The organism is Micromonospora sp. NPDC048868 (genome assembly GCF_043198195.1).
GTDB classification, from domain to species: domain Bacteria; phylum Actinomycetota; class Actinomycetes; order Mycobacteriales; family Micromonosporaceae; genus Micromonospora; species Micromonospora reichwaldensis.
Genome location: NZ_JBICUN010000013.1, coordinates 44,862 through 69,185, shown reverse-complemented (window position 1 = coordinate 69,185; position 24,324 = coordinate 44,862). Strand labels below are relative to the sequence as shown.

The 24,324-nt window shown below is 73.0% G+C and carries 16 protein-coding genes and 1 pseudogene; 9 read left to right on the top strand and 8 right to left on the bottom strand.

The annotated features are described in order from the left end of the window. Nucleotides 1–12 precede the first annotated feature (12 nt). The gene (locus ACGFNF_RS20650; protein ID WP_393169882.1) at nucleotides 13–666 is read right to left on the bottom strand and encodes a hypothetical protein; all 654 of its coding nucleotides are present in this window, start codon (nucleotides 664–666) and stop codon (nucleotides 13–15) included. Between the two features lie 433 nt (nucleotides 667–1,099). On the opposite strand from ACGFNF_RS20650, the gene ACGFNF_RS20645 reads away from it, so the two are divergent. After that, nucleotides 1,100–4,285, top strand: coding sequence for a penicillin acylase family protein (locus ACGFNF_RS20645; protein ID WP_393169880.1), 3,186 nt, complete (start codon nucleotides 1,100–1,102; stop codon nucleotides 4,283–4,285). Here the strand turns inward: ACGFNF_RS20645 and ACGFNF_RS20640 are convergent. After that, nucleotides 4,227–7,388, bottom strand: a complete 3,162-nt coding sequence (locus tag ACGFNF_RS20640; protein WP_393169878.1) for a hypothetical protein — start codon at nucleotides 7,386–7,388, stop codon at nucleotides 4,227–4,229. The two genes, ACGFNF_RS20645 and ACGFNF_RS20640, sit on opposite strands and share 59 nt — an antisense overlap. 164 nt (nucleotides 7,389–7,552) lie before the next feature. Between ACGFNF_RS20640 and ACGFNF_RS20635 the strand changes: the two genes are divergently transcribed. After that, entirely contained in the window at nucleotides 7,553–7,951 is a 399-nt protein-coding gene (locus tag ACGFNF_RS20635) for an MmcQ/YjbR family DNA-binding protein (protein ID WP_393169876.1), read from the top strand. A gap of 15 nt (nucleotides 7,952–7,966) precedes the next feature. Here the strand turns inward: ACGFNF_RS20635 and ACGFNF_RS20630 are convergent, their stop codons facing one another. The 4 genes and pseudogenes from ACGFNF_RS20630 to ACGFNF_RS20615 form a co-directional block, all read right to left on the bottom strand. Beyond that, complete coding sequence (locus tag ACGFNF_RS20630; RefSeq protein WP_151453008.1) at nucleotides 7,967–8,314, bottom strand: transcriptional regulator; 348 nt, start codon at nucleotides 8,312–8,314, stop codon at nucleotides 7,967–7,969. Beyond that, a complete protein-coding gene (locus tag ACGFNF_RS20625; protein ID WP_393169873.1) occupies nucleotides 8,311–9,036 on the bottom strand; it encodes a hypothetical protein in 726 nt (241 codons plus the stop codon). The genes ACGFNF_RS20630 and ACGFNF_RS20625 overlap by 4 nt, the downstream gene beginning before the upstream one ends. Nucleotides 9,037–9,217: 181 nt before the next feature. Then, nucleotides 9,218–9,376 (bottom strand): annotated as a pseudogene (locus ACGFNF_RS20620) (IS701 family transposase); the annotation flags it as partial. Between the two features lie 64 nt (nucleotides 9,377–9,440). Continuing rightward, nucleotides 9,441–10,865 (bottom strand): cellulase family glycosylhydrolase, encoded by a 1,425-nt coding sequence (locus ACGFNF_RS20615; RefSeq protein WP_393170011.1) that lies wholly within the window; start codon nucleotides 10,863–10,865, stop codon nucleotides 9,441–9,443. 788 nt (nucleotides 10,866–11,653) lie between these two features. Here ACGFNF_RS20615 and ACGFNF_RS20610 point away from each other — a divergent pair. Further along, nucleotides 11,654–12,259, top strand: coding sequence for an ArsC/Spx/MgsR family protein (locus tag ACGFNF_RS20610; RefSeq protein ID WP_393169871.1), 606 nt, complete (start codon nucleotides 11,654–11,656; stop codon nucleotides 12,257–12,259). A 74-nt stretch (nucleotides 12,260–12,333) separates the two neighbouring features. After that, nucleotides 12,334–14,004: a right-handed parallel beta-helix repeat-containing protein gene (locus tag ACGFNF_RS20605; RefSeq protein ID WP_357579752.1), complete on the top strand. Its 1,671-nt coding sequence runs from the start codon at nucleotides 12,334–12,336 to the stop codon at nucleotides 14,002–14,004. A 10-nt stretch (nucleotides 14,005–14,014) separates the two neighbouring features. Here ACGFNF_RS20605 and ACGFNF_RS20600 read toward each other — a convergent pair whose 3' ends face one another. Then, a complete protein-coding gene (locus ACGFNF_RS20600) occupies nucleotides 14,015–14,197 on the bottom strand; it encodes a hypothetical protein (protein WP_091630004.1) in 183 nt (60 codons plus the stop codon). Nucleotides 14,198–14,216: 19 nt separating this feature from the next. Here ACGFNF_RS20600 and ACGFNF_RS20595 point away from each other — a divergent pair, with 19 nt between their 5' ends. From ACGFNF_RS20595 to pulA, 5 genes are all read left to right on the top strand, one after another. Continuing rightward, on the top strand, nucleotides 14,217–15,005 hold the full coding sequence (locus tag ACGFNF_RS20595; protein WP_357579750.1) for a hypothetical protein: 789 nt from the start codon (nucleotides 14,217–14,219) through the stop codon (nucleotides 15,003–15,005). Nucleotides 15,006–15,042: 37 nt separating this feature from the next. Then, nucleotides 15,043–15,432: a hypothetical protein gene (locus ACGFNF_RS20590; protein ID WP_327029026.1), complete on the top strand. Its 390-nt coding sequence runs from the start codon at nucleotides 15,043–15,045 to the stop codon at nucleotides 15,430–15,432. Nucleotides 15,433–15,566: 134 nt separating this feature from the next. After that, nucleotides 15,567–16,259: a cellulose binding domain-containing protein gene (locus ACGFNF_RS20585; RefSeq protein WP_357579749.1), complete on the top strand. Its 693-nt coding sequence runs from the start codon at nucleotides 15,567–15,569 to the stop codon at nucleotides 16,257–16,259. Between the two features lie 35 nt (nucleotides 16,260–16,294). Next, complete coding sequence (locus ACGFNF_RS20580) at nucleotides 16,295–16,783, top strand: GNAT family protein (RefSeq protein WP_357579748.1); 489 nt, start codon at nucleotides 16,295–16,297, stop codon at nucleotides 16,781–16,783. Nucleotides 16,784–16,919: 136 nt separating this feature from the next. Continuing rightward, nucleotides 16,920–22,412, top strand: a complete 5,493-nt coding sequence (gene pulA / locus ACGFNF_RS20575; protein WP_393169868.1) for a pullulanase-type alpha-1,6-glucosidase — start codon at nucleotides 16,920–16,922, stop codon at nucleotides 22,410–22,412. A 99-nt stretch (nucleotides 22,413–22,511) separates the two neighbouring features. Here pulA and ACGFNF_RS20570 read toward each other — a convergent pair whose 3' ends face one another. After that, nucleotides 22,512–24,158 (bottom strand): hypothetical protein, encoded by a 1,647-nt coding sequence (locus ACGFNF_RS20570; RefSeq protein WP_357579746.1) that lies wholly within the window; start codon nucleotides 24,156–24,158, stop codon nucleotides 22,512–22,514. Between the last annotated feature and the right edge of the window lie 166 nt (nucleotides 24,159–24,324).

Here is a 24,324-nt window from a genome sequence, read left to right as displayed (position 1 = left end):
CGCGCCGCCTGTTCACGACCACCGTGCAGCTTCGACGTCGAGGCGCGGGTCGGTGCGCACCCAGACCTCACCCCCGGCGGCCCCGGCCGGGGCGTCGACTCGTTCGAGACCGAGGAACTCGATCAACTGGAGCAGTTCGGCTCGTTCGGCCCGGTCGTCGTCGACACCGTGCGAGTCGAAGAAGACGTAGTACGTGTCGCTCGGGTCGACGATTCCCGAATCTGCCCAGATCCGGGCGACTTCTTCGATCGCCGCTGCTTCCGTCGTGATCGTGGCGGCGCGGGCGGCCCCGCGGATCTCCGGTGACGCGTCGAGGTCGGAGAGGTCGGAGAACCACTGGCCGAAGCGGTCGAGGCCGGCGTATCCGTTCTCGAAGAACAGCATCGCGCTCGGGAGGTAGCGGTTGGGCCGGTCGACCTGGAGGTGTTCCGACCGAGGTTGGTCCGCGTCCCTGGTCCGGGAGATCACCCCCAGCCGGGGCATGAGTACCAGACTCTGCCCCGCCGGTTCGTCCTTGATGGTGTAGGTGTCAGACTCGCGGCCCCGGAAGAACGCAGAGAACGCTACGTAAGCCTCCTGAGGGTCACCCACCGAAGCGTGTTGATCGTTGCCATCACCCACGGAGAAGACGAACTGCTTCGGTCCGGGATTGTAGGGGCGGGCCATCTGCGTCCTCCGGTCACGTGTGGCAGCTCCACCACCGTAGTGGATCAAAGCGGAACTGCCTGCGGCCCTGGTCACAGGCGTGCGGTGCGCGCTGGCCCTGCGCGAGCGACCAGCCGCCCACGGGCAAGGCCGGCGCCATCACCTGGTGCGCCCCGGTGGGGGGTGGTGCGCCGGCGAGGAGGCGCGGTGGAGGGTGGGGACGGCGCCGCCCCCGCTGTCACGTCCGGGGAGCGGCGCCGTCGGGGCGAAACGTCGGCATTGGCGGTTGGTGAACGACTGCTACCCCGGGCGGCGGTCGGCCGCGATCATTGCCCGGAGATAGATGTGAGCCAATCTCACCTCCGGGTGGAACGCCCGGGCGCGGAGGACGAGACGACGGCACGGCAGCCGGGCGTACCGAAGGCCCGACTCCGCGTCCCCCGGAGGAAGACTCATGCCCCGTCCCCCACTCCGCGCCCGGCTCGCGGCGCTCACCGCCGCCGCCCTGACCGCGAGCGTCCTGACCGTCACCCCGCCGTCACCGGCGCTGGCCGCCAGCACGTTCGCCGCCAACGACTACTGCCTCGGCCAGTGCGCCGACATCCTGCCGCCCGGGCAGAACGGCAACGCCACGCTGGCCGCCATCCTGGCCCACCAGGCGCTCGGCACCCGCCCCGCGCACTCCAGCGACCAGCTCGACGAGTACGCGAACCTGGTCTACAACTACGCCGGGCTGACCGACGAGCAGATCGCCCACTTCTTCAACGACGCCTCCTTCGGCGTCCCCGCCGCCCAGGTCGAGAGCACCGTCTCGCCGCGCGCCGACGTCACCATCGTGCGGGACAAGGCCACCGGCGTCCCGCACATCACCGGCACCACCCGCGCCGGCACCATGTTCGGCGCCGGCTACGCCGGGGCCCAGGACCGGCTCTGGGTGATGGACCTGCTGCGGCACGTCGGCCGCGGCAAGGTCACCTCGTTCGCCGGCGGCGCCCCCGGCAACCGGGAGCTGGAGCAGAGCGTCTGGGCCAACTCGCCCTACACGGAGGCGGACCTCCAGGCCCAGGTCAACGCGCTGCGCACCAAGGGCGCCCGGGGCCAGCAGCTCTACACCGACGTGGTCGACTACATCGCCGGCATCAACGCCTACATCGACAAGTCGATCGCCGACGACAACTACCCCGGCGAGTACGTGCTCGCCGGCGCCGGCAAACCCAAGCACTTCACCATGACCGACCTGATCGCCACCGCTGGCGTGATCGGCGGCCTCTTCGGCGGGGGCGGCGGCAGCGAGATCCAGTCCGCGCTGGTCCGGGTGGCCGCCCGGGCCAAGTACGGCGCCACCGAGGGCGACCGGGTGTGGGCGGCGTTCCGGTCGCAGAACGACCCGGAGACCGTGCTCACCCTGCACGACGGGCAGAGCTTCCCGTACGGCGCGGCGCCGCCCGGCGCGACCAGCGCGGTGCTCCCCGACGCCGGCACGGTGGTCGCCGAGCCCCTCGCCTACGACCAGACCGGCGGGGCCGCCGCGCGCACCGGCGCCAGCACCGCCACCCAGGACCTGGTCGGCGGCCTGGCCAACCTGCGCGCGCACGGCATGTCCAACGCGGTCGTGGTCTCCGGACGGCACACCACCACCGGCAACCCGGTCGCCGTGTTCGGCCCGCAGACCGGCTACTTCGCCCCGCAACTGCTGATGCTCCAGGAGTTGCAGGGGCCGGGCATCAGCGCGCGTGGCGCCGCGTTCGCCGGCCTGAACCTCTACGTGCTGCTCGGCCGCGGCCAGGACTACGCGTGGAGCGCCACCTCCGCCTCGCAGGACCTCACCGACACCTACGCGGTGCCGCTGTGCACCACCGACGGCAGCGCGCCGACGCTGCGCAGCAACCGCTACCTCTACCACGGGCAGTGCCTCGCCATGGAGGCGCTGGAGCAGCGCAACTCCTGGTCGCCGACGTTGGCCGACTCCACCCCGGCCGGGTCCTACACGCTGCGCGCGCTGCGCACCAGGTACGGGCTGGTCGCCTACCGGGGGCTGGTGAACGGGCAGCCGACCGCGTTCACCAAGCTGCGCTCCACCTACCGGCACGAGGCCGACTCGGCGATCGGCTTCCAGGCCTTCAACGACCCGTCGGCGATGGGCAGCGCGGGGGCGTTCCAGACGTCCGCCGCGAGCGTCGGGTACGCGTTCAACTGGTTCTACGTCAACTCCACCGAGGCGGCGTACTTCAACTCCGGCTCGAACCCGGTCCGCCCGGCCACCGTCGACCCGAACCTGCCGGCGAAGGCCGAACCCGCGTACGAGTGGGTCGGCTGGAACCCGGACACCAACGACGCCACCTACATTCCGCTCTCGGCCCACCCGCAGTCGGTCAACCAGGACTACTACGTGAGCTGGAACAACAAGCAGGCGCGGGACTTCGGGGCGGCGGACGGCAACTTCAGCTTCGGCTCCGTACACCGGGGTCAGTTGCTCGACGGCCCGGTGCGCGCGGCGATCGCCCAGCGCAAGCTCGGCCGCGCCGACGTCGTCAAGATCATGGCGGACGCGGCGGTGACCGACCTGCGCGGCCAGCAGGTCCTCGGCGACCTGCTGCGGGTGCTGGACAGCGCGCCGGTCGCCGACCCGGCGCTTGCCGACGCGATCGGCAAGCTGCGGGCCTGGCAGCAGGCCGGTGCCCGGCGGGTGGAGACCACGCCCGGCTCCAAGGTCTACCAGCACGCCGACGCCATCCGGATCTTCGACGCGTGGTGGCCGCTGCTCGCCTCGGCGCAGTTCCGCCCCGGCCTCGGGCCGGACCTCTACGCCGCGCTGGTGGACGCCATCGAGGTCAACGAGGCGCCCTCGGGCGGCCAGAACGGTGGGCGCGACGGCGCCGCGAGCTGGGCGTTGCAGGGTCAGGCGCACAAGGGCTCGGCGTTCCAGTACGGCTGGTGGGGCTACGTCGACAAGGACGTGCGCACCGTGCTCGGCGACCCGGTGGCCGGCGGCCTCGGGCGGGCGTACTGCGGCGGCGGCAATCTGGCCGCGTGCCGGACGACGCTGCTCGGCGCGCTCGGACCGGCGGCGGCCGTGCCGGCCACCACCGTCTACCCGGGCGACAAGTCCTGCTCCGCCGGCGACCAGTGGTGCGCCGACTCGATCGCCCACTCCGGGCTCGGCGGCATCACCCACCCGGTGATCGCCTGGCAGAACCGCCCCACCTACCAGCAGGTCGTCTCGTTCCCGGCCCGCCGGGGCGACGACGTCACCAACCTGGCCCAGGGTCGCCCGGCCACCGCGTCGAGCACCCAGTTCCTGACCAGCCACACGCCGGACAAGGCGGTCGACGGCAGTCTGAGCAGCCGCTGGGCCAGCAGCTACAACGACAACCAGTGGCTCCGGGTCGACCTCGGCGCGGCCCGCACCGTCAGCCGGGCGGTGCTGCGCTGGGAGTCCGCGTACGGCACGTCGTACCGGATCGAGGTCTCCGGCGACGGCAGCTCCTGGACGCCGGTGTTCGCCACCACCACCGGCAACGGCGGCGTCGACAACGCCACCTTCGCCCCGGTCGCCGCCCGCTACGTGCGGGTGTACGGGCTCAAGCGGGCCACCTCGTACGGGTTCTCGCTGCACGAGTTCGAGGTCTACGGCCGGTGACGCCGACGGCCGGCCGGCGGGAGCCCCCCGCCGGCCGGCCGAGCGACAGGAGCAGACCGGCGACGGCGAGAGCGGCTCCGGCGGCGGCGGTGTACGCGGGAAGTTGGGCGGGGATGCCCAGGTGGACGGTGATGCCGAGGATGCGGGACAGGCCCCAGGGCAGCAGCGCGAGCTGGTCGTTCCACACCGTCAGCGCGCGTTCCAGGCCCACCACCGAGACCAGGGCGGACAACACGCCGAGGGGCACGCCCGCGGCGGTGAGGGTCAGCCCGACAGCGCTTCGGCGGCGCAGGCCGTACCGGTCCCGCAGGACCACGGCGGCGGCCACGAACAGCCAGCAGAACGCCGCGAACGCGACGGTGACGTACGCCGCGCGCAAACCCGGCGCGGTCCAGAAGGCGAACCAGTACCCGCCCGGTCCGCGCCCGGCGAGCGCGGCCAGCAGCAGCACGCTGCGCAGCAGCGCGACGCCGCCGACCACGGCCCACAGGTGGAACGGGTCCCGCCGGCCGGCGACGAGGCGTACGACGAGGGCGAACAGCGCCCACCCACCGAGGGTGACCAGCAGGTGCGCCGGCGCGGCGAACCAGGTCAGCACGAGCCGGCTCGCCACCAGCAGCACGGCCGGGACCAGCCACACCAGCACCCGGTCCGCCCGCGCCCCGGGCGTCGGCAGCGCGGCGACCCGCCACGGCCGGAGCGCGCCGAGCAGCAACCCGCGCGCGGCGGCCGCGCCGAACCCGCGCCCGCGCAGGCCGAGCAGCACCACGAGCAGGATCGACCCGAGCAACGCCCGGGCCGCCCAGGCCATCGCCGGGTCCCGGTCGGCGCGCCGCGCCCCGAGGTCGGCGGCGGTGAAGTTGTACGCGGGCAGGTCCAGGTCGGCGCCGTAGCGCTGCCGGTGCGCGTCGCGTGCGTCGTGGTACGCCGCCGTGGCCAGCCGCCAGTCGTGGCGGGCGGCGGGGGAGCCGGTGTCCAGCCACTGCGCGTGCCGCAGCACCATGGCCCGGTACGCGCCAAGCGTCTCGAACAGGTCGACCTGGTAGTCGAGCGTCGCGGTGAAGCGCCCGCGCAGTTCGGCGTCGCGCCAGGTCGCCGGGTCGGTCGCGGCAACCAGGTCGCGCATGCGCCGGGCCAGCGCGACGGCCTGCGTGCCCTCCTCGATCGCCTCGTCGACGCGGCCGCCGGTCACCGCGTAGATGCTGTCGAGCGCGGCGGAGTCGCCGGTCGGGATGTCCCACTCGAAGATCCACATCATAGGCGGCGGTTCCAGCCCGAGCGCCCGCACCGACCGGTCGGCGTACGGGCCGATGTAGAGGCCCCTGGTGACCGCCTGTCGGGACAGCGCCATGGCCTGCCCGATCGCGGCGACGGTGGCCGGGTCGCCGGAGAACGTGCGGTACGCCCAGTCTGCCGTGACCTGCGCCGGGTCGGCGTGCGGGTCCCAGGCCAGGCGGCCGACGGCGTACGTGTTGAGGTCGTAGAGCTGCCAGAAGCCGGCGCGCAGGTGCAGCGACATGGGCCCGGCGCGCAGCGGTCCGCCGTCCTGGGTCCAGTTCCAGACGCCCTCGACGTGCGGGTTGGCGGCGAGGAACGCGCGCAGCGCCTGGCGGTGCAGCGGGCCGAGGTCGTTGGGCAGCGAGCCGAACGCCTCGAACTCGCGCCGGGCCTGGAACTCCACGATGCGGCGATGCTTGCCGCTCAGCAGGGTGGTGTTCAGCGGCAGGTGGCTGTAGAAGTCGCCCAGGGTGTACTTGGTGGACACGACCAGGTGCGGGTCGTCGAGCCCGCCGAGCACCCGCGCGTACGACTCCGGGTTGGTGTGCAGGTCGCCGACGGCGCCGACGCCCACCGTCCAGGTGCGGAAGATGATCTCCCTGCCGGCCGCGCCCGCGGTGTCCAGCAGCGCCCGCAGCATCGCGCGCACGGACGTCTCCGTGGTGACCGCGAGCCTTGACGAGTAGTCCCAGCCGGTCCCGGCGTACACCTCGCCGCCCTCGCCGACGCGGACCATCAGGCCGTCGACGAACGGCATGCTCTCGAACAGCTCGGCCAGGCCGGCCTGGTAGACCGCCCACAGCCGAGCATCGGCCACGTCGAGGCCGCCGACGGTCCGCGTCAGGTATGCCTCCAGCGGGGGCGACACCGCGAGCATGTCGGTCAGCAGGAAGACCCGTACGCCCATGTCCTCGGCGTACCGGAAGACGGGGCCGAACGCCGCGACCATCGCCCGCGCGCGGTCGACGTGCGGGTCGCCGGGCGGGTAGACCGCGCGCCCGTCGCCGACCTTCGCGAACGTGACGTACTCCAGGAAGCCGGGCACGACGATCCCGTTGAATCCCTGCGCCACCGAGTGGTCGACGAACTGCCGGAACTGCGCGTCGATGCGGGCCACCGCGTCGGCGTCCACCCACGGCGCGCCAGGCAGCACCGCCGACCCGACCACGTCGGTGTTCAGGCCGTAGTCGTCGCCGGCGGCGAAGGCGGCCGGGTCGGGCTCGCGCCCCACCGAGCCCGCGTCGGTCAGCCGCAGGCCGAGCCGGGGGACGACCACCCGACCCGCGTCCGCCGCGGGGAGCGCCTCGGCGCCGGAGCGGATCCGGTCGGCCAGCCGGTACATCCCCGCTGCCACGCCCGCGACGTCGCCGCCCTGGACGGCCAACTCGGCGCCGTGCACGTCGAGCCGGTACGACTCGGGCGCCCCGCCGAGGGTGGCCAGCACGCCCGCCCGCAGCGTGGTCACCGCCGACAGGTCCGGGACCGTGCCGGTGCCCGGCGCGGCCGTCGCGGACCTGGCCGGACGCGGCGCGGCCGGGGCGAGCACCGGCCGGGGCAGGCCGCGGGAGACGACCGCGTCGGCCACGGCGGCCGCGGCCTTCCTGACGCGCGGCTCATCGGGCACGACGAGGGACGCCAACGGCGGGACCGGCGCGGGCGTCCGCGCCGGCGCGGCGACGGCCTCCTCGCGCGGCACGGCGGCGGGGGAGTGGCTCAGCCCCAGCACGTCGCCGATCCCCCAGGCCGTGGCCGCGCCGAGCGCCAACAGGACGGCCGCGGCGACGAGCAGCGGGTACGGCCTGCGGGCCCGAGCAACGTGAGCCATGCGCGCATGGTAGTGGCCCACCGGCCACGTTCTCGACGTACGGAAAGCGCTCCCTCGGTAGCCAGCGACCTGTGGGGCCAGCGCGATCGTCACGAAGCGGGTCGTCCGGCAGATGGGCAACGGCGGGGGCGCCGTGGCCGCCCGGGATGTGCTTACCTTCTGACATGCCGCATCCCATCATGTTCGACGAGGCAGATCCGCTTCTGGACCGGCTGCGGACGCTCGCCCTGGCCTTTCCCGACGCGGCCGAGAAGATCTCCCACGGGCGTCCCGCCTTCTACACCACCAAGGTCTTCGCCTACTACGGGGGAACGGTGAAGGTCGACGGCGTCCATCAACAGCACGAACAGTCGGTGATCGTGCTGGTCGACCCCGACGAGCGCGCGGCGCTGCTGGCGGAAGACCGTTGCTTCGTGCCGGCCTACCTGGGTGCCTACGGGTGGATCGGGGTGGACCTGACCGGTGACACCGGCTGGGACGAGGTCGGCGAGCTGCTCGACGCCAGCTACCGGCGTACGGCCGGGGCCCGCAGGATCGCGCTGCTCGACTCCCGACGGCCCTGAGCACCCCGCAGTTGCTTACTTGCCCTCTGTGGTCGTTTCGACACGGGCGATCAGCACCTTCAGGCGGCCGATCTCCTCGGCGAGGGCGGTCTTGCCCTCGGGGGTGAGGGTGATCCAGGTGCGGCCACGCTTGCCCTCGTAGCCCTTCTCGATGTCGATCAGGCCGGCCGTCTCCAACACCGTCAGGTGCTTGGAGAGGTTGCCGGCGGTCAGGTCGAGCTGGGTGCGCAGGTAGCCGAACTCGACGCGCCGTGCCTCGTGCGCGATGGCGAGGATGCCCAGTCGCACCCGCTGGTGCACGACCTCGTTGAGGCCGGTGACCGGGTGGTCGGACGGGTCCGGGGTGTCGGCCTCGGCAGTCACCGCTGCCTCCGGCGGGCCTGTGAAAAGCCGATCCCGCCTGCCAGGAGCACGGCGCCGGTGACGAGCTGGGGTGACGTCATCGACAGCCGGAGCTGGCTGTCCGCCCCCGACACGAACGACGGGATCATCCAATCGGGCAGCCCCATGCCCTCGGTCGTCGGCAACACCAGCAGCACCAGCGCCAGGTAGCCCAGGGTGAACAGCAGCAGCGCGACGTTGCGTTCCAGGCGGGCCAGCACCAGCAGCGCGAGCCCGATCAGACCCCACGGTGCGATCAGCCGGTCCAGCACGATCCACCAGAACGGCACCGGGCCGCCCCCGAAAGGCGGGTGGCTCGGGAAATAGGCGGCCGCCGCCGTGTACGCGGCCGTGAGCACGACGGCTGTCGCGGCACCGGTGATCGCGTACGGCAGCACGCGGGCACCCAGCCCTCGCGCCCGGGCGGCCCGCACGTAGCTGACCGCGATCGCCGTATAGGCGAGCAGTAGCGCGGGCGGCCAGTAGTAGAGCATGCCCCGGCGCGCGAACGAGCAGCCGTCGCCGTCGCACTGCACCTTCATGAAGAGCCAGTCGAACGGGGCGGCCACGAGGGTCACCGCGGCCAGCACCAGCAGTGCGACCCAGGTCAGGCGCTGGTCGCGGCGTACGCGGCCGGCCAGGTCGCGCACGTCGGAGAGGAGGCGGTGAGGGTCATCGCCGGCGGACAACGAGTCAGTGGTCATGGAAACAGGTTTCCACAGCAAACCTGTTTGCGCCAGCCCCCTGCTTGGCGTCGCACAGAACTTGGCGCGATCACCCACCGCGAGAGCCTGGGCCCCATGACAGACCTCGACGTCCGCTCGTGCCGACCGGCACGAAGCTGCTCGGGCGGGTCAGGCAGGCGGCCTTGGTGGCCGCCGGATCGGCCTGTGGCATCGGGCAGAACCGGCGAATCGGAAGACTCAGCCCGCGCAGATACCGCAGACTGGTCGTCCGCTGGCCCGACCGTCGCAGCCCCGCGAAGTCCCCTGCCGCGAAGTCCTTCGACCGCGCCCGCACCACGGCGAGTTCCCGCTCATCCAAGCGCCGCAGCCGGACATCGCCACGATGTCCGTGCAAGCGACACGCCCGGAGACCGGACCAGGCACTACTGGAAGGTGTCGGGGGTACGGATACGGTCGCGGATCCAGGCGCCGGCCGGCTTGAGGCGGCTGGTGCCGCCGAACTGGCCGCTGCCGCAGGTGCCGGTGGTGAAGACCGCGCCGGAACGGAAGTCGTCGGAGAAGTTCCAGTTGGTCCAGCTGATCTTCTTGCTGGCCATCAGGTCGAGGTAGCGCTGGGCCATGGCGAAGTCGTTCGGGCCGTCACCGGAGTAGTCCTGGGTGCCGAACTCGGTGACGAAGAGCGGCAGCCGGTCGGCGGCCCGGGCGAAGGTGTCGTAGTACGCGTTGCCGTGCGAGGCGGCGTAGAAGTGGAAGACGTACATCAGGTTGCCGCCGGCGACCGGGTTCGCCGCGATCGTGTCCACCCCGCCGCCGCTGCCGGAGACGCCGAGGGAGGACCAGTCGGGGGTGCCCACCAGCACCACGGCCTCCGGGTCTCGGCTGCGGATGACCGGAATGACCTGGTCGGCGTAGCTCTTGATGGCGCTCCACGCCACGCCGTTGGGCTCGTTGGCGATCTCGTAGAGCACGTTGACCTTGTCCTTGTGCCGGTCGGCGATCTCGGCGAAGAAGGTGCGCGCCCGGGTCAGGTTGTGGTTCGGGTCGCCGGGGCTGAGCATGTGCCAGTCGACGACGGCGTACATGCCCCGGGCGGTGGCCAGCTCGATGTACTGGTGGACCATGTCGGTGAAGCGGCGCGGGTCGGTCTCGTACCCGCCCTCCTGGATGTACATCGAGATGCGCAACACGTCGGCGTTCCACTCCCTGGCGAGCACGTCCAGAGAGGTCGGGGTGGCGCAGTTCGCGTACCACTGGATGCCGTGCGTGCTCATGCCGCGCAACTGGATCGCCCGGCCGTCGCGGTTGCAGAGCTGGCGACCGCAGACCCGGAGCTGGCCGTTGGCCGCGACCGGCGAGACGCCGGTCGGCGGCGGCGTCGTGGGCGGCGCGGTCGTCGGCGGGGGAGTGGTCGGCGGCGCGCTGGTCGGGGGTGCGGTGGTGGGCGGCGGGGTGGTGGGTGGCGTCGTGCCGCCGGCGCAGGGCTGGCCGTTGAGCGTGCAGCCGGTCGGGGTGCCGGTGCCGGTGGCGACGAAGCCGAAGGTGACGGAGGCGCCCGGGGCGACCGTGCCGTTCCAGGACCGGTTGGTGAAGGTGTGGCGCTGGCCGCTGCTGGTCAGCAGCGCGTCCCAGTACGTTCCGACTGTGGTGCCGGCGGGCAGGTCGAACTCCAGCCGCCACGAGGTGATCGTGCTGCTGCCGGAGTTCGTGATCCGGTAGCTGCCCTCCCAGCCGGAGCCCCAGTCGTTTACCTTGGTGAAGCTCGCGGTCGGTGCCGCTGCCGCGCCGGCGGTGCCGGTCAGAGCCAGTGGTGCCAGCGCCACCGCCGCCAGCAGGCCGGCGGCCAGGATCGTTCTGCCGCGAAGTCGCACGGGGCACCTCCGGTGGTCGGGAGGGAATCTAGTGTCATCGAACTATAAAGATAGTTAATTATTAATGCAATGAGATCCAACCCCGGTGAATCGGCAGTCCTGGCCACGGGACTCTAGGGTGTGCTGCTCTCCCGATCTCACTGCGACATCGGCCGATGGTGCGGTGGGGGGGGGGGGGGGCGCGGGGGCGGCGCGGGGGGCCCCCCCCCCCCCCCCCCGGCCGGCCCCCCCCCCCGCCCGCGGCCGGGCGGGGGGGGGGGGGGGGGGGGGGGGGGGGGGCCCGGGGGGCCCGGGCGGGGGGGGGGGGGGTTGCCCCGGGGGGGGGGCCGGGGGGGCCCACACCCCGTCGGTGCCTACTCTCGCGTCCGTCCCGCGAGCCGGACACCCGCCCCCGAGCCGAACGGTCATCCCGGGGTGACCTGTGCCTTGTCGGCCGGAACCCCCGCCGACAAGCGCAAGCGCCAGGTGCGAGCGCGACGTGATCAGGACGCCATGGACGTCATCCGGCCGCTGTGAGGTCCATGGCGTCCTGATCACGTGTTTCGGCAGCGATGTCCGGTTCGGGGTCGGCGTCCGGCAGGGTGGCCGGTGGAGATCTTGGTAGAAGACGGCCCCTGAAGGGGCGGTTTCTTGCCAAGATCTCCGGGAGAGCCCGCCGTGGGCTATGTCCGTCCTGATCACGTCGGCTGAGCGCGTGGGCGGCGGTGCGTGGACGGTCGCGGGAGCGGGACGGGCTCGTAGGTGACGTCGGCGGGACGCTTGCGACGATGACGGGCATGGAGATCTGGAACAACCCGTCCTGCTCGAAGTGCGCCGCCGCCCGTACCGCTCTCGACGGGGCCGGGGTCGGCTACGCGCTGCGCCCGTACCTGGACCGGCCGCCGAGCGCGGCGGAGCTGGCCGAGGTGCTGCGCCGGCTCGACGCGCGCCCCTGGGACGTCTGCCGCACCCAGGAGCCCGCCGCGGTGGCCCTCGGCATGGCCGACTGGCCCAGGGACGAGGCGGCCGAGCCGCGCTGGATCGAGGCGATGGTGGCCGCCCCCGAGCTGATCCAGCGGCCCCTGCTGCTGCTCGACGACGGGAGCGCGCTCGTGGGCCGTACCGCCGAGGCGCTGGCGGAGGCACTGCGCCGCACCAGCGCGACGCCCGGCACCGGCGCGGAGCCGAGCCTCGCGACGGCCGGCACCGCCGCGACGCCTGGCACCGCCGCGACGCCTGGCACCGCCGCGCCGCCGGGCGCCGCCGCGACGGCCGGCACCGCCGTGACGGCCGGCAGCGGCGTGACGGCCGGCACCGCCGCGACGCCCGGCAGCGGCGCGGAGCCCGGCCCGGCGGCTACCGCGCCGGCGGAACCGCCGCACCCGGCCGGGTAGCGCGTTTCCGGGCGGGTGCGGCGGGAATGCGCCGCTCGCGGGCGAACGACCGGACGCCGCAGAGGAGGGGTCGGATGCCGCACCAGGGCCTGTCCACCGCCGCGAAGCGGCTCACCCCCGTCGCCGGCGCGCCCCTGTGGTGCGACGCGCGGGAGTTCGGGCTGCGCGGCGACGGCGTGACGAACGACCAGCCGGCGCTGTCGGCGCTTGTCGACCGCCTCGGCGAGGGCTACGCCGCCGACGGGCGGGCCCGGGTCATCCACTGCCCGCCGGGGATCTACTCGATCCGGGACGCCGGGACGGTCTGGCGCAGCGGCGTGTCGCTGATCGGCGCGGGCCCGGGGGCGACGCGGTTCCTGCTCAGCAACGAGGGGAACCGGGCGGACCCCACGCCGTTGGCCTTCTGGACCACCGTGCAGCACGGCGCGAGCCGCGACCGGCACATCGCCGACTGCACCTTCGCGGACTTCGAGATCGACGGCTCCGGCGTGGCGATGGTCGAGTACAACTACCTCGCCAAGGGGCTCGGCCTCCAGTACGTGGTGCGCGGCGTCTTCCGCAACCTCTACATCCACCACACCGGTGCCACCGGGCTCGGCTGCGACTTCCTCCAGGACAGCCTGATCGACGGGGTGGTCGTGGTCGGTTGCGGCCGGCTGGACAACGGCGAGGAGATGGGCGGCGCGGGCATCGGCGTCGGCATCGGCGGCTGGGGCGACGTGGAGCGCCTCACGATCGCCAACTGCACCGCCGTCGGCAACGGCACCAACGGGATCTTCCTCGAACTCCAGAAGGACTACTGGACGCCGCCGCGCGGCTACCGCATCATCGGCTGCCACAGCCAGGCGAACCGCTTCGGCATCTCCGACTGGGGCGCCGACGGCCTGATCGTCTCCGCCTGCACGCTGACCGGCAACCTGGAGGCGGGCTTCGACGTCTCCGGCAACGGCACGGCCGGCGTGTCCGGCCGGGGCGGCATCATCAGCGACTGCGTCGTCGACCGCAACGTCCGCGACGGGATCAGCATGGGCAACACGCCCGGCCCGTACACCGTGCGCGGGAACCGGATCAGCGCCAACGGCGAGTACGGCTACCACGAGCACGACCTGGGGCACGGCTACCGGGGCGCGGCGGCGGGCGTGGTCGTCGACGGCAACGACTTCTCAGACAACGGCCTGGACGCGATCCGGATCGACCGGCCGATGACCGACGCGGTGGTGGTGAACAACCGGATCCGCAACAACGGCCGCCGGTGCGCCCCGGCCGCCACCGGCGCGGGCGAGTCGGTGCGCTACCACCACCGATCCGTCACCGACCTGGCGGCGCACTGGCCGCACGACGGGCACCGGGGCAAGGTGGTGCGGGTCGGGTCACGCATGGCGGTGGTGGTGTCCAACACCGACACCGACCTCACCCTCGCCGAGGTGCGGGCGGATTCCCCCACCGGCTGGAACGAGGACACGCCGCCGCCCGGGGCGGCGTACGAGCTGCCGGCGGCCCCGCCGATCCGGGCCGGCATCACCGTCAACGCGCCGTTCGACTCCGCCACGGTGCGCGGCAACCGGATCTGGGACCACCGCGACGAGCAGACCCAGAGCTACGGGCTCTGGATCACCCCGGCCGGCAGCTGCGTGTCCTGCCGGATCGAGGACAACGACCTCGCCGGCAACGCCGTCGGGGCGGTGCGGCTCGACACCCCGCCGGTCGGCGGGCGCTGGGACCGCAACCACCACGAGGTGGACTGACGCCGCAGGCTCAGCGCGCGTCGTCGGCGGGGGCCGTCGCCTCCGCGTGCCGGTCGCGCAGCCGGGCCCGGATCTCCTCCGGGGTGTACGCCCGGCGCCGCCGTTCCGCCCGGGCGATGACCACGCCCGACGCCGCGACGCCGGCCAGGCCGGCCAGCCCGAGGACCTTCCACCACCGCATCCGTTGCCGCATCGGCCTAGGGTAGACCCCCATGAGCATCAGCCTGGACGAGGCCGTGGACCTGACCCGTACCGGCGACGTGTGGGTGTTCCGGGGGCGCAGCGTGCCGGACCGGGCCATCCAGTTGACCACCAACAGCCCGGTCAACCACGTCGGCATGGCGGTCGTGCTGGACGACATGCCGCCCCTGATGTGGCACGCCGAGCTGGGCAGATCGCTGCCCGACTTGTGGACGGGCACCCACCAGCGCGGCGTGCAGCTGCACGACCTGCGGGACGCGGTCTGCGTCTGGGCCAACCGGTACGGCCAGCGGGCCTGGCTGCGCCAGCTCGACCCGCCGGCCGACGCGGAGATGGAGAAGGCGGTGCTGCGCACCGTCGCGCGCCTGGACGGCACCCCGTTCCCGTCCACCGCCCAGCTCGCCTGGCGCTGGCTGCGGGGCCGGGTCCCGGCGGTGCGGCTGCCGGCGCTGCCGGGCCGGGCGGGGGACCACGAGGCCACGCCGGCGCCCGACCGCACCGGGGCGACCGCGCCCGACCGCACCGGGGCGACCGCGCCCGACCGCGCCGGGGCGACCGCGCCCGACCGCGCCGGGGCGACCGCGCCCGACCGTGCCGGCATCGCCGTGCGCGACCGTGCACTGGAGACGGCCTACTGCGCGGAGGTGGTCGCGGTGACCTACGAGGCGATGGGGCTGCTGCCCGCCGGGCGGCGTCCCAACTGGTACGACCCGGGCCGGTTCTGGAGCGGCGACGACCTCGGACTCGCGGGCGGCGCCCGGCTCGGGGCGGAGATCGAGGTGCGCATCCCGCCGCGCTGAGGTTTGGCCCGCCGTCCGGCCGGCAATTGCTCTCCCTGTGAGAGCCCCCACCGATCTGGACACGCTGACCGACTTCTTCGACCGGTACGGCGTGGCGCTGACCACCGGCGACGTGCCCGCCATCGCCGGCTGTTACGCCCTGCCCGGGATGGTGGTGGCCGACACGTACAGCTTCTCGTTCACCTCGCCGGCGGCGGTGGCACTGTCCTTCGTGGGCGCGGCCCCCGACTACCAGGAGCGTGAGCTGGTCGCGGCGCACGCGACCATCGAGGACGTGCTTCCGGTGTCGGCGCTGCTGACCATGGTCGCCGTGGAGTGGGAGTTCCTGGACAGCCAGGGCCGGGCGGTCCCCGGCGAGCGCTACCGCTACCTGCTGCGCTCCACCGACGACGGCCCGCTCATCTGCACGGTGCTGCGGACCGCCTGAGCGCCGGCCGGACCCGCGGCATCCTCCGACGGGCGGCGACCCGCCCACGCGGCGCCGTACGCAACGCGCGCACACGGTCGCACCATGTCGCCACGGACCGCTACGCTGCCCCGGAGGACCGCGGGAGGAGAAGCATGTCCGGCACGCGCCGAACATCGAGCAAGTCCTACGGCACGACGGCCATCGCGTCCTCGCCGTGGATCGTGGTGTCCGTCGGCGTCGCGGTGATGGTGGTCCTGCTGGCCATCGCGCTCGGCGCCTACCGGGGGCGCGGCCCCGCGTTCGACGCGCAGCCCGCCCCGCCGCTGCCGACCGTCGGCCTGGTCGACCCGGAGCCGTCGGCGGCCAGCCCGACGGTCACGCGCTCGCCGCGGGCGACGGCCACGCAGTCCGGCCGCTCCACCAGCCGGCCCACCCCGACCCGGTCCACGCCCGCCCGCAGCAGCGCTCCGCCGTCGCCGACCCCCAGCGGGAGCGAGGAGACGGCGCTGGTCGCGCCGCCATCGCCGTCGGTGTCCCCGCTGACGGGCCGGTACCGGGTGGTCGAGTCGTACGCGGACGGGTTCGTCGGGGAGGTGCTGGTCGGCAACACCTCGTCGGCCGGCCGGGAGTGGACGACGCGGCTGACCTTCCCGGGAGCGCGGCTGGGCAGCGCCTGGATCGAGGGCGCGCCACAGGGGACGGCGCAGCGGATCGACGACGGCTTCACCTACCGCAGCGGCGGCGACCTGCCCGGGGGCGCGTCGGTCACGCTGCGCTTCTATGTCCAGGGCACGCAGAGCCGCCCGACGAGCTGCACGGTCGACGGCGTCTCCTGCCGCCTCTGAGTTACGCCCCGCCGTCGGTCACCTGGGGAGCCGCCATGGCGCTCACCCTCCGCCCGCTCGCGCTCGACGACACCGACGCCGTGCACGACTGGGCGCGTCTGCCCGAGTCGTGCCGCTACCAGGCGTGGGGGCCCAACACCTACGAGCAGACGCAGGCGTACGTGCGGGCCGCCGTGGCGGCGTCCCCGGACCGGCTGGTGTTCGGGGTGCTCGTCGACGGCGAGGTCGTGGGCAGCGCCGAGCTGAAGCTGCACGGCCCGAGCACCGGCGAGATCGCGTACGCCGTCCATCCACGGCGGTGGGGGCAGGGCATCGCCACGGCCACGGCGCGGGAACTTTTGCGACTGGGCTTCGACCGGCACGGGCGCCACCGCATCTTCGCCACGTGCGACCCGCGCAACCTCGCCTCGGCGGCGGTGCTGCGCAGGATCGGCATGCGGTACGAGGGCCGGATGCGTGGCACCGCCCTCATCCGCGACGGCTGGCGCGACTCGGACCTGTACGCCGTCCTCGCCGACGACTGATCCCCGGGCAGAGGGTCGCCGCGGAGGGCCGCCCTTGCAAGCGGGCTGTCGTGTTACGACTTTGTTTGCAAGGTATTGCAGAACGTTTCGGCAAGAGCTAGCGTGCGGGCCAGCCAGCGACCAGAGGAAGGCGTCGATGAAACCCCCGCCGATACCGCGCAAGGCCCTGCTCGCCCTCGTCTCCCTGCTCACCCTCGCCCTCGTCGGCACCCCGCTGGCCGTGCGCCAGATGGGTTCCGACGCCCCCGACGACACCGGCCCGCTGGTCACCACCGGCGCCGCGCAGTGGCGCACCGAACCCTCGGCGGAGGCGCTGCTCGCCGCCGGAAGCCGCCAGGCCCGCGCCGAGCAGTTCTACTTCGTCCTGCCGGACCGGTTCGCCAACGGTGACCGGCGCAACGACGCCGGGGGCCTCACCGGGGGCCGCCTCTCCACCGGCCTCGACCCGAAGGACAAGGGCTTCTACCACGGCGGCGACCTCAAGGGCGTCATGGACCGGCTCGACTACATCGAGGGGCTCGGCACCACGGCCATCTGGCTCGCGCCCATCTTCAAGAACCGCCCGGTGCAGGGCTCCGGAGCCGACGCCTCCGCCGGATACCACGGCTACTGGATCACCGACTTCACCCAGGTCGACCCGCACTTCGGCACCAACGAGGACCTGAAGCGGCTGGTGGGGCTCGCCCACAAGCGCGGGATCAAGGTCTATCTCGACGTCATCGTCAACCACACCGCCGACGTCATCCAGTACGCCGAGGACCGGCGCACCTACGTGGACAAGGCCACCTCCCCGTACACCGACGCGCAGGGGCGTCCCTTCGAGGACCGCAACTACGCCGACGGCAGCCGGGGCTTCCCGAAGGTGGACGGCACGTCGTTCCCGTACACCCCGACGTTCGAGACCCCGGCCGACGCGAAGGTCAAGGTCCCGGCGTGGCTGAACGACCCGACGATGTACCACAACCGGGGCGACTCCACATTCGCCGGGGAGAACAGCGAGTACGGCGACTTCCACGGCCTCGACGACCTGTGGACCGAGCGTCCCGAGGTGGTGCGCGGCCTGACCAAGATCCACTCCGACTGGATCGCGTCCACCGGCGTCGACGGCTTCCGGCTGGACACGGTGAAGCACGCCAACCTCGACTTCTGGCCGCAGTTCAGCCAGGGCGTCGAGCGTGCCGCCGCGCGCGCCGGCAAGAAGGACTTCTTCATGTTCGGCGAGGTCTACAGCGCCGACCCGGAGATCACCTCGACGTACGTGCGGCGCGGCGGCCTGCCGGCCACCCTCGACTTCGCCTTCCAGGAGGCGGCGCGCGGCTACACCGCCGGCGACGGCTCCGCGAAGGCGCTCGCCGACGTGTACGCCCGCGACGACCTCTACCGCGCCCGGGACACCGACGCGCGCCGGCTGACCACCTTCCTCGGCAACCACGACATGGGCCGGATCGGCTCGTTCATCGCCGGCGGCGGCACCGACCCGGGCACCCACCTGCGCCGCGACCGGCTCGCCCACGAGCTGATGTTCCTGACCCGTGGCCAGCCGGTCGTCTACTCCGGCGACGAGCAGGGCTTCACGGGGCCGGGCGGCGACAAGGACGCCCGGCAGGACATGTTCGCCTCGAAGACGCCCGACTACCTCGACGACGACCTGATCGGCACCGACCGGACCCACGCCAGCGACCAGTTCGACCGCGCCCATCCGCTCTACCGGGCCATCGCGGAGCTGGGCGCGTTGCGCCAGGCGCACCCGGCGCTGCGCGACGGCGTGCAGGTCGGCCGGTACGCCGCCGACGGCCCCGGCGTCTTCGCGTTCTCCCGGATCGACCCGAAGCAGCGCACCGAGTACGTCGTCGCGGTGAACAACGCCGCGACCGCGCAGACTGTCACCGTGGACACGTGGTCGGCCGGTGCCACCTTCACCGGTGTGTACGGCGCGTCGGCCGCCCCGGTCGCCGGCGCGGACGGCAAGCTCACGCTGACCGTGCCGCCGCTGTCGGCCGTGGTGCACCGCGCCGGCACGCCGATCGCGTCGCCCGACGCCGCGCCGAAGATCACGATCACCGCCCCGGCGCCCGGCGCGCCCGTCGCCACGAAGGCCGCCGTCACCGCCCAGGTCACCGGCGACCGGTTGGCCGCCGTCACCGTCGCCGCCCGGGTCGCCGGCGGCAGGTGGACGCTGCTCGGCAGCGCCGAGACGGCCCCGTACACCGTGCACCACGACCTGACCGGGCTGGCCGGCGGCACGAAGATCGAGTACAAGGCGGTCGTCCGCGACGGGAAGGGCCGCACCGCGACCGCCCGGTCCACCGCGACCGTGGGGACGCCGGCGCAGTCCGCCTCCCGCGACTGGGCCGTGGTGCACTACCAGCGCCCGGCCGGCGGCTACGACGACTGGGGCCTGTACGCCTGGGGCGACATCGACCCCGCGTACGCGACCGAGTGGCCCAAGGGGCAGCCGTTCGCCGGCGAGGACTCCTACGGCCGGTTCGCCTGGGTGAAGCTCAAGCCGGGCGCGAAGTCGGTCGGCTTCGTCGTGGTCGACAAGTCCGGGAAGAAGGACGTGGAACAGGATCGGACGATCGACGTGACGAAGGCCGGCGAGGTCTGGGTCAAGCAGGGCGACCCGGCGACCTACCCGAGCCGGCAGGCCGCCACCGGCGAACCCGACCCGCCGGTGGCCGACGGCACCGCCCTCATCCACTACCGCCGCGCCGACGGCAAATACGACGGCTGGGGCCTGCACCTGTGGGACGGCGCCGCCAACCCGACGGACTGGGCCACGCCGCTCGCCCCGGCCCGGATCGACGCCTTCGGCGCGGTCTTCCGGGTGCCGCTGGCCGCCGGGGCGACCGGGCTGAGCTACATCGTCCACAAGGGTGACGAGAAGGATCTGCCGACCGACCAGCGGCTCGACTTCGCCGACGCCGGACGCGAGGTGTGGCTGCTCGCCGGCACGCCCGGCCGGCTGCTGCCGTCCACCGCGTCCGCCGCCGGCCCGGACGTCGACATCACGAAGCAGAAGGCGCACTGGATCGACCGCTCGACCGTCGCCTGGCAGGCCGGGCCCACCGACGGCAGGACGTACGCCCTGGTCGCCGCCCCGGCCGGCGGGGTCACCGTCGCCGACGGCGAGCTGGTCGGGACGTACCGCACGCTGTCGTTGACCGCCCAGCGCAACGGGCTCACCGAGGCCCAGCGCGCGGACTTCCCGCACCTGTGGGCGCACGGTGCCTTCACGCTCGACCGGCGGGACCTGGCGAAGGTCCCGGCGGCCCTGCGCGGGCAGCTCCTGGTGACCGAGCGGGACGCGGCGGGCACCCTGCTCGCCGTGACCGGCGTGCAGATCCCCGGCGTGCTCGACGACGTCTACGCCCGGGCCACCGACGCGCGGCTCGGGCCGACGTTCGCCGGCGGGGTGCCGACGCTGGCCGTCTGGGCGCCCACCGCCCGCACGGTCTCGCTCCAGCTCTTCGACTCGCCGACCGCGACGCCGCGGACCGTCGCGATGCGCCGCGACGACCGCACCGGCGTCTGGTCCGTGCGTGGCGCCCGCGACTGGACCGGCAGGTACTACCGGTACCAGGTCCAGGCGTGGCAGCCGGCGACGCAGAAGGTGGTCGACGCCGCCGTGACCGACCCGTACTCGCTGGCGCTGGCGCCGGACTCCACGCACAGCCAGATCGTGGACCTCGCCGACCCGGCGCTCGCGCCGGCCGGATGGGCGTCGCTGCGCAAGCCGGCGGCGGTGCCGTCGACGAAGGTGCAGATCTCCGAGCTGTCGGTGCGGGACTTCTCCATCGCCGACGGCACCGTGCCGGCCGAGCGGCGGGGCACGTACCTCGCCTTCACCGACCCGGGCACCGCCGGCATGAAGCACCTGAAGGCGCTCGGCGACGCCGGGGTGACCCACCTGCACCTGCTGCCCGCGTTCGACTTCGCCACGATCCCCGAGCGCCGCGCCGACCAGCGGCAGCCGGCCTGCGACCTGGCCGCGCTGCCGCCGGACTCCGAGCAGCAGCAGAAGTGCGTCGCGGCGGTGGCGGACACCGACGGCTACAACTGGGGGTACGACCCGCTGCACTACACCGTCCCGGAGGGCGGCTACGCCGTCGACCCGGCCGGGGCGAAGCGCACCACCGAGTTCCGGCGGATGGTGGCCGGCGTCAACGGCGCCGGACTGCGCGTGGTGATGGACGTCGTCTACAACCACACCTCGGCGGCGGGCGCCGACCCGAAGTCGGTGCTCGACCAGATCGTGCCCGGCTACTACCACCGGTTGCTGGACGACGGCGCCGTCGCCAACTCGACCTGCTGCGCCAACACCGCCCCCGAGCACGCCATGATGGGCAAGCTCGTCGTGGACTCGCTGGTCACCTGGGCCCGGGCGTACAAGGTGGACGGCTTCCGGTTCGACCTGATGGGCCACCACCCGAAGGCGAACATCCTGGCCGTGCGCAAGGCGCTCGACGAGCTGACCGTCGGCCGCGACGGCGTGGACGGGAAGAACATCCTGCTCTACGGCGAGGGCTGGAACTTCGGCGAGGTCGCCGACGACGCCCGGTTCACCCAGGCCACCCAGGCCAACATGGCCGGCACCGGGATCGGCACGTTCAACGACCGGCTGCGCGACGCCGTACGCGGCGGCGGGCCGTTCGACGCCAACCCGCGCGTGCAGGGCTTCGCCTCCGGCCTGTTCACCGACCCCAACGGCGACGACGTGAACGGTTCCACGGCCGAGCAGCGGGCCCGGCTGCTGCGCCAGCACGACCTGATCAAGGTGGGGCTCACCGGCAACCTGCGCGGCTACCGCTTCACCGACTCGTCGGGCCGGCAGGTGACCGGCGCGCAGGTCGACTACAACGGCTCGCCCGCCGGCTACACCGCCGCGCCGGGGGAGGCGGTCACCTACGTCGACGCGCACGACAACGAGATCCTGTACGACGCGCTGGCGTACAAGCTGCCGCGGGACACCTCGGCGGCGGACCGGGCCCGGATGCAGGTGCTGGCGCTGGGCACGGTGGTGATGGGCCAGGGGCCCGGGTTCGTCACCACGGGCACCGAGCGGCTGCGCTCGAAGTCGCTGGACCGCAACTCGTACAACTCGGGGGACTGGTTCAACCAGATCCGCTGGGACTGCGCCCAGGGCAACGGGTTCGGCGCCGGCCTGCCGCCCGAGCAGGACAACCGGGACAAGTGGCCGTACGCCAAGCCGCTGCTGGCCGACCCGGCGCTGGTGCCGGACTGCGCGGCGATCGACCTGGCCGACGCCCGCTACGCCGAGCTGCTGAGGATCCGGGCCTCCTCGCCGGTCTTCGGGCTGACCACGGCGGAGCAGGTGCAGAAGCGGGTCGCCTTCCCGCTCTCCGGCGCGGAGGAGACCCCCGGCGTGCTCACCATGACGCTGGACGGCCGGGGCCTCGACGGGCGGTGGAAGTCGGTCACGGTGGTCTTCAACGCCACGCCGGAGACGGCGCGGCAGCGGCTGACCGGGCTGCGCGGGGCGGACGTGGCGCTGCACCCGGTGCTGTGGGCCTCGGCGGACGAGTCGCTGCGGACGGCCTCCTTCGACCGGGCCAGCGGCACGTTCACCGTGCCGGCCCGAAGCGTGGCGGTCTTCGTGCAGCAGTAGCCCGCGACGTGGTCCGGCCCCCTTCCGCGACGCGGAAGGGGGCCGGTTCCTGTTCGGTGTCCCGAGCGGCCGGAGGGCCGCCCCGTCAGCCGAGGGCGATCAGCCGAAGCAGTTCTCCACGGGGGAGGGGCTGCCCAGGCAGTTCGTCGGCTTGTTGCCCTTGATCGCGGACTTGTCGTCCACGTTCACCTCGCCGCCGAAGTTGAACACCCCGCCCGGCCGGAACCTGGAGACGTTGTCCGCCACCTTCGTGTCGTGCAGGTTGACCCGGCCGAAGACGTTGAAGATGCCGCCGCCGATGCCGATCGGCCCGACGGCCTGGTTCCCGACGATCTCGCTGTCGCGGAACGTGACCTCGCTGGCGAGGTTGAACACGCCGCCGCCGAAGAAGGCCGCGAAGTTCTCCTTGACCTCGGTCTTCTCCGCCGTGACGTGGGCGCCGAAGGCCAGGGCCAGGCCGCCGCCGACACCGGCGGTGGTGTTCTTGGCGATCGTCACCTTGTGCAGGTGCAGCTGGCTGTCGTCCGCTGCGGCGATGCCGCCGCCCGCGATCAGCGCGGTGTTGTCGAGGATCCTGGAGTACTTGATGGTGGTGTTGCCCTCGATGTCGAGCAGGCCACCGCCGAAACCGATCGTGTGGTTGTTGCTGATGTCGGTCTTGTCGATCCAGACGGTCCCGCCGTCGACGTCGTCGCGGAAGATGCCCGGGGCGCCGTTGGCGATGCCGCCGCCGCCGATCCCGGCCTTGTTGTACTTGACGTGGGACTCCTCGACCTTGAGCACCCCGGCGTTCAGGATGCCGCCGCCGAAGAAGAAGGCGGTGTTGTTGGCGACCGTGGTGTGACGCAGGCTGGTCTTGCCGAAGTTGGCGATGCCGCCGCCGCTGCCGCCGGCCTGGTTCTCGACGATGTGGCTCTTCTCGATGTCGGCGGAGCCGCCCGGCTGCACCAGGATGCCGGCGCCGTCGTTGGCCTCCGGCTCCTCCAGCACGCTGGCGCCAGCCTTGGCCGCCGCGGCCTTCGCCGCCGCGGCACCCTTCGGCTCGGCCTGGAGCAGCGGCAGGTACGGCTTGCCGGCCTTGGCCGCCTCGGTGGCCTCGACCGAGTTCGAGTACCGCGACCACACCGTCTCCGCCGAGACCGTCTCCGCCTTCTCCCGCTCGAGGGTCTGGCCGTTCTTGATGGTCAGGCCCTTGAGGGTGAGGTGGCCGCCGCTGCCGACGTTGAAGATGCGGAACTGCTCGGCGGTGGCGTCCCGCACGATCTTGGTGTCGTGGCCCTTGAGCGTGATGGGCTGCTCGATCACCGGCAGGCCGTTGCCGTAGTGGTCGTGCCGGGTCAAGGTGTACGTGCAGTCCTTGGCCAGCTCGAACACGCCGCCGTGGTTGGCGTTGGCGTACACGATCGCCTGGATCAGCTTGTCGGAGTCGCAGGGCACCTCCTTCCCGCGCTCCTTGTGGTCCCGGTCCTTGTGGTCCCGGTCCCGACCTTCTCCGCCTTCGCGGCCCTCCTCGCCCTCGCGGCCCTCCTTCTCGCGGTCCGCGTCCTGGTCGCCGTCCATGCTGACCTGAGCGGTGGCCCACTTCAGGCCGTCCGCACCTACCGCGCCGGCGCCGGTGGCCACGCCCACGGCGGCGAGGCTGACCACGCCGGTCAACCCGGCCACACCACTGGCGAGCCAGAGCTTGCGGCGACGCTTGGGCGCCGCCGGCTGCTCGGAGTCGTTGTTCGTTAGGTAGTTGGACATCGGAGCTCTCTGCCCTCTCCTCGTACCAGACAGGGTCGCAGCGCCACAGGCGAGCGTCCCCTGCTACAAATCGGTTGTAGCTCCCGAACTAGACAATATGAGAATCTTCCTCGTCTCGCGGGCATATGCGAAAGAACCCCGCATTAGGTCCGGGGTGCCCTCTGGC

Excerpts from the sequence above, each read along its gene's own strand:
- ACGFNF_RS20570 (WP_357579746.1), bottom strand. The coding sequence starts at position 24,158 with ATGTCCAACTACCTAACGAACAACGACTCCGAGCAGCCGGCGGCGCCC.
- ACGFNF_RS20580 (WP_357579748.1), top strand. The coding sequence starts at position 16,295 with ATGGCGCTCACCCTCCGCCCGCTCGCGCTCGACGACACCGACGCCGTG.
- ACGFNF_RS20635 (WP_393169876.1), top strand. The coding sequence starts at position 7,553 with ATGCCGCATCCCATCATGTTCGACGAGGCAGATCCGCTTCTGGACCGG.
- ACGFNF_RS20585 (WP_357579749.1), top strand. The coding sequence starts at position 15,567 with ATGTCCGGCACGCGCCGAACATCGAGCAAGTCCTACGGCACGACGGCC.
- ACGFNF_RS20605 (WP_357579752.1), top strand. The coding sequence starts at position 12,334 with ATGCCGCACCAGGGCCTGTCCACCGCCGCGAAGCGGCTCACCCCCGTC.
- ACGFNF_RS20640 (WP_393169878.1), bottom strand. The coding sequence starts at position 7,388 with ATGGCTCACGTTGCTCGGGCCCGCAGGCCGTACCCGCTGCTCGTCGCC.
- ACGFNF_RS20595 (WP_357579750.1), top strand. The coding sequence starts at position 14,217 with ATGAGCATCAGCCTGGACGAGGCCGTGGACCTGACCCGTACCGGCGAC.
- ACGFNF_RS20625 (WP_393169873.1), bottom strand. The coding sequence starts at position 9,036 with ATGACCACTGACTCGTTGTCCGCCGGCGATGACCCTCACCGCCTCCTC.
- ACGFNF_RS20600 (WP_091630004.1), bottom strand. The coding sequence starts at position 14,197 with ATGCGGCAACGGATGCGGTGGTGGAAGGTCCTCGGGCTGGCCGGCCTG.
- ACGFNF_RS20645 (WP_393169880.1), top strand. The coding sequence starts at position 1,100 with ATGCCCCGTCCCCCACTCCGCGCCCGGCTCGCGGCGCTCACCGCCGCC.
- pulA (WP_393169868.1), top strand. The coding sequence starts at position 16,920 with ATGAAACCCCCGCCGATACCGCGCAAGGCCCTGCTCGCCCTCGTCTCC.
- ACGFNF_RS20610 (WP_393169871.1), top strand. The coding sequence starts at position 11,654 with ATGACGGGCATGGAGATCTGGAACAACCCGTCCTGCTCGAAGTGCGCC.
- ACGFNF_RS20650 (WP_393169882.1), bottom strand. The coding sequence starts at position 666 with ATGGCCCGCCCCTACAATCCCGGACCGAAGCAGTTCGTCTTCTCCGTG.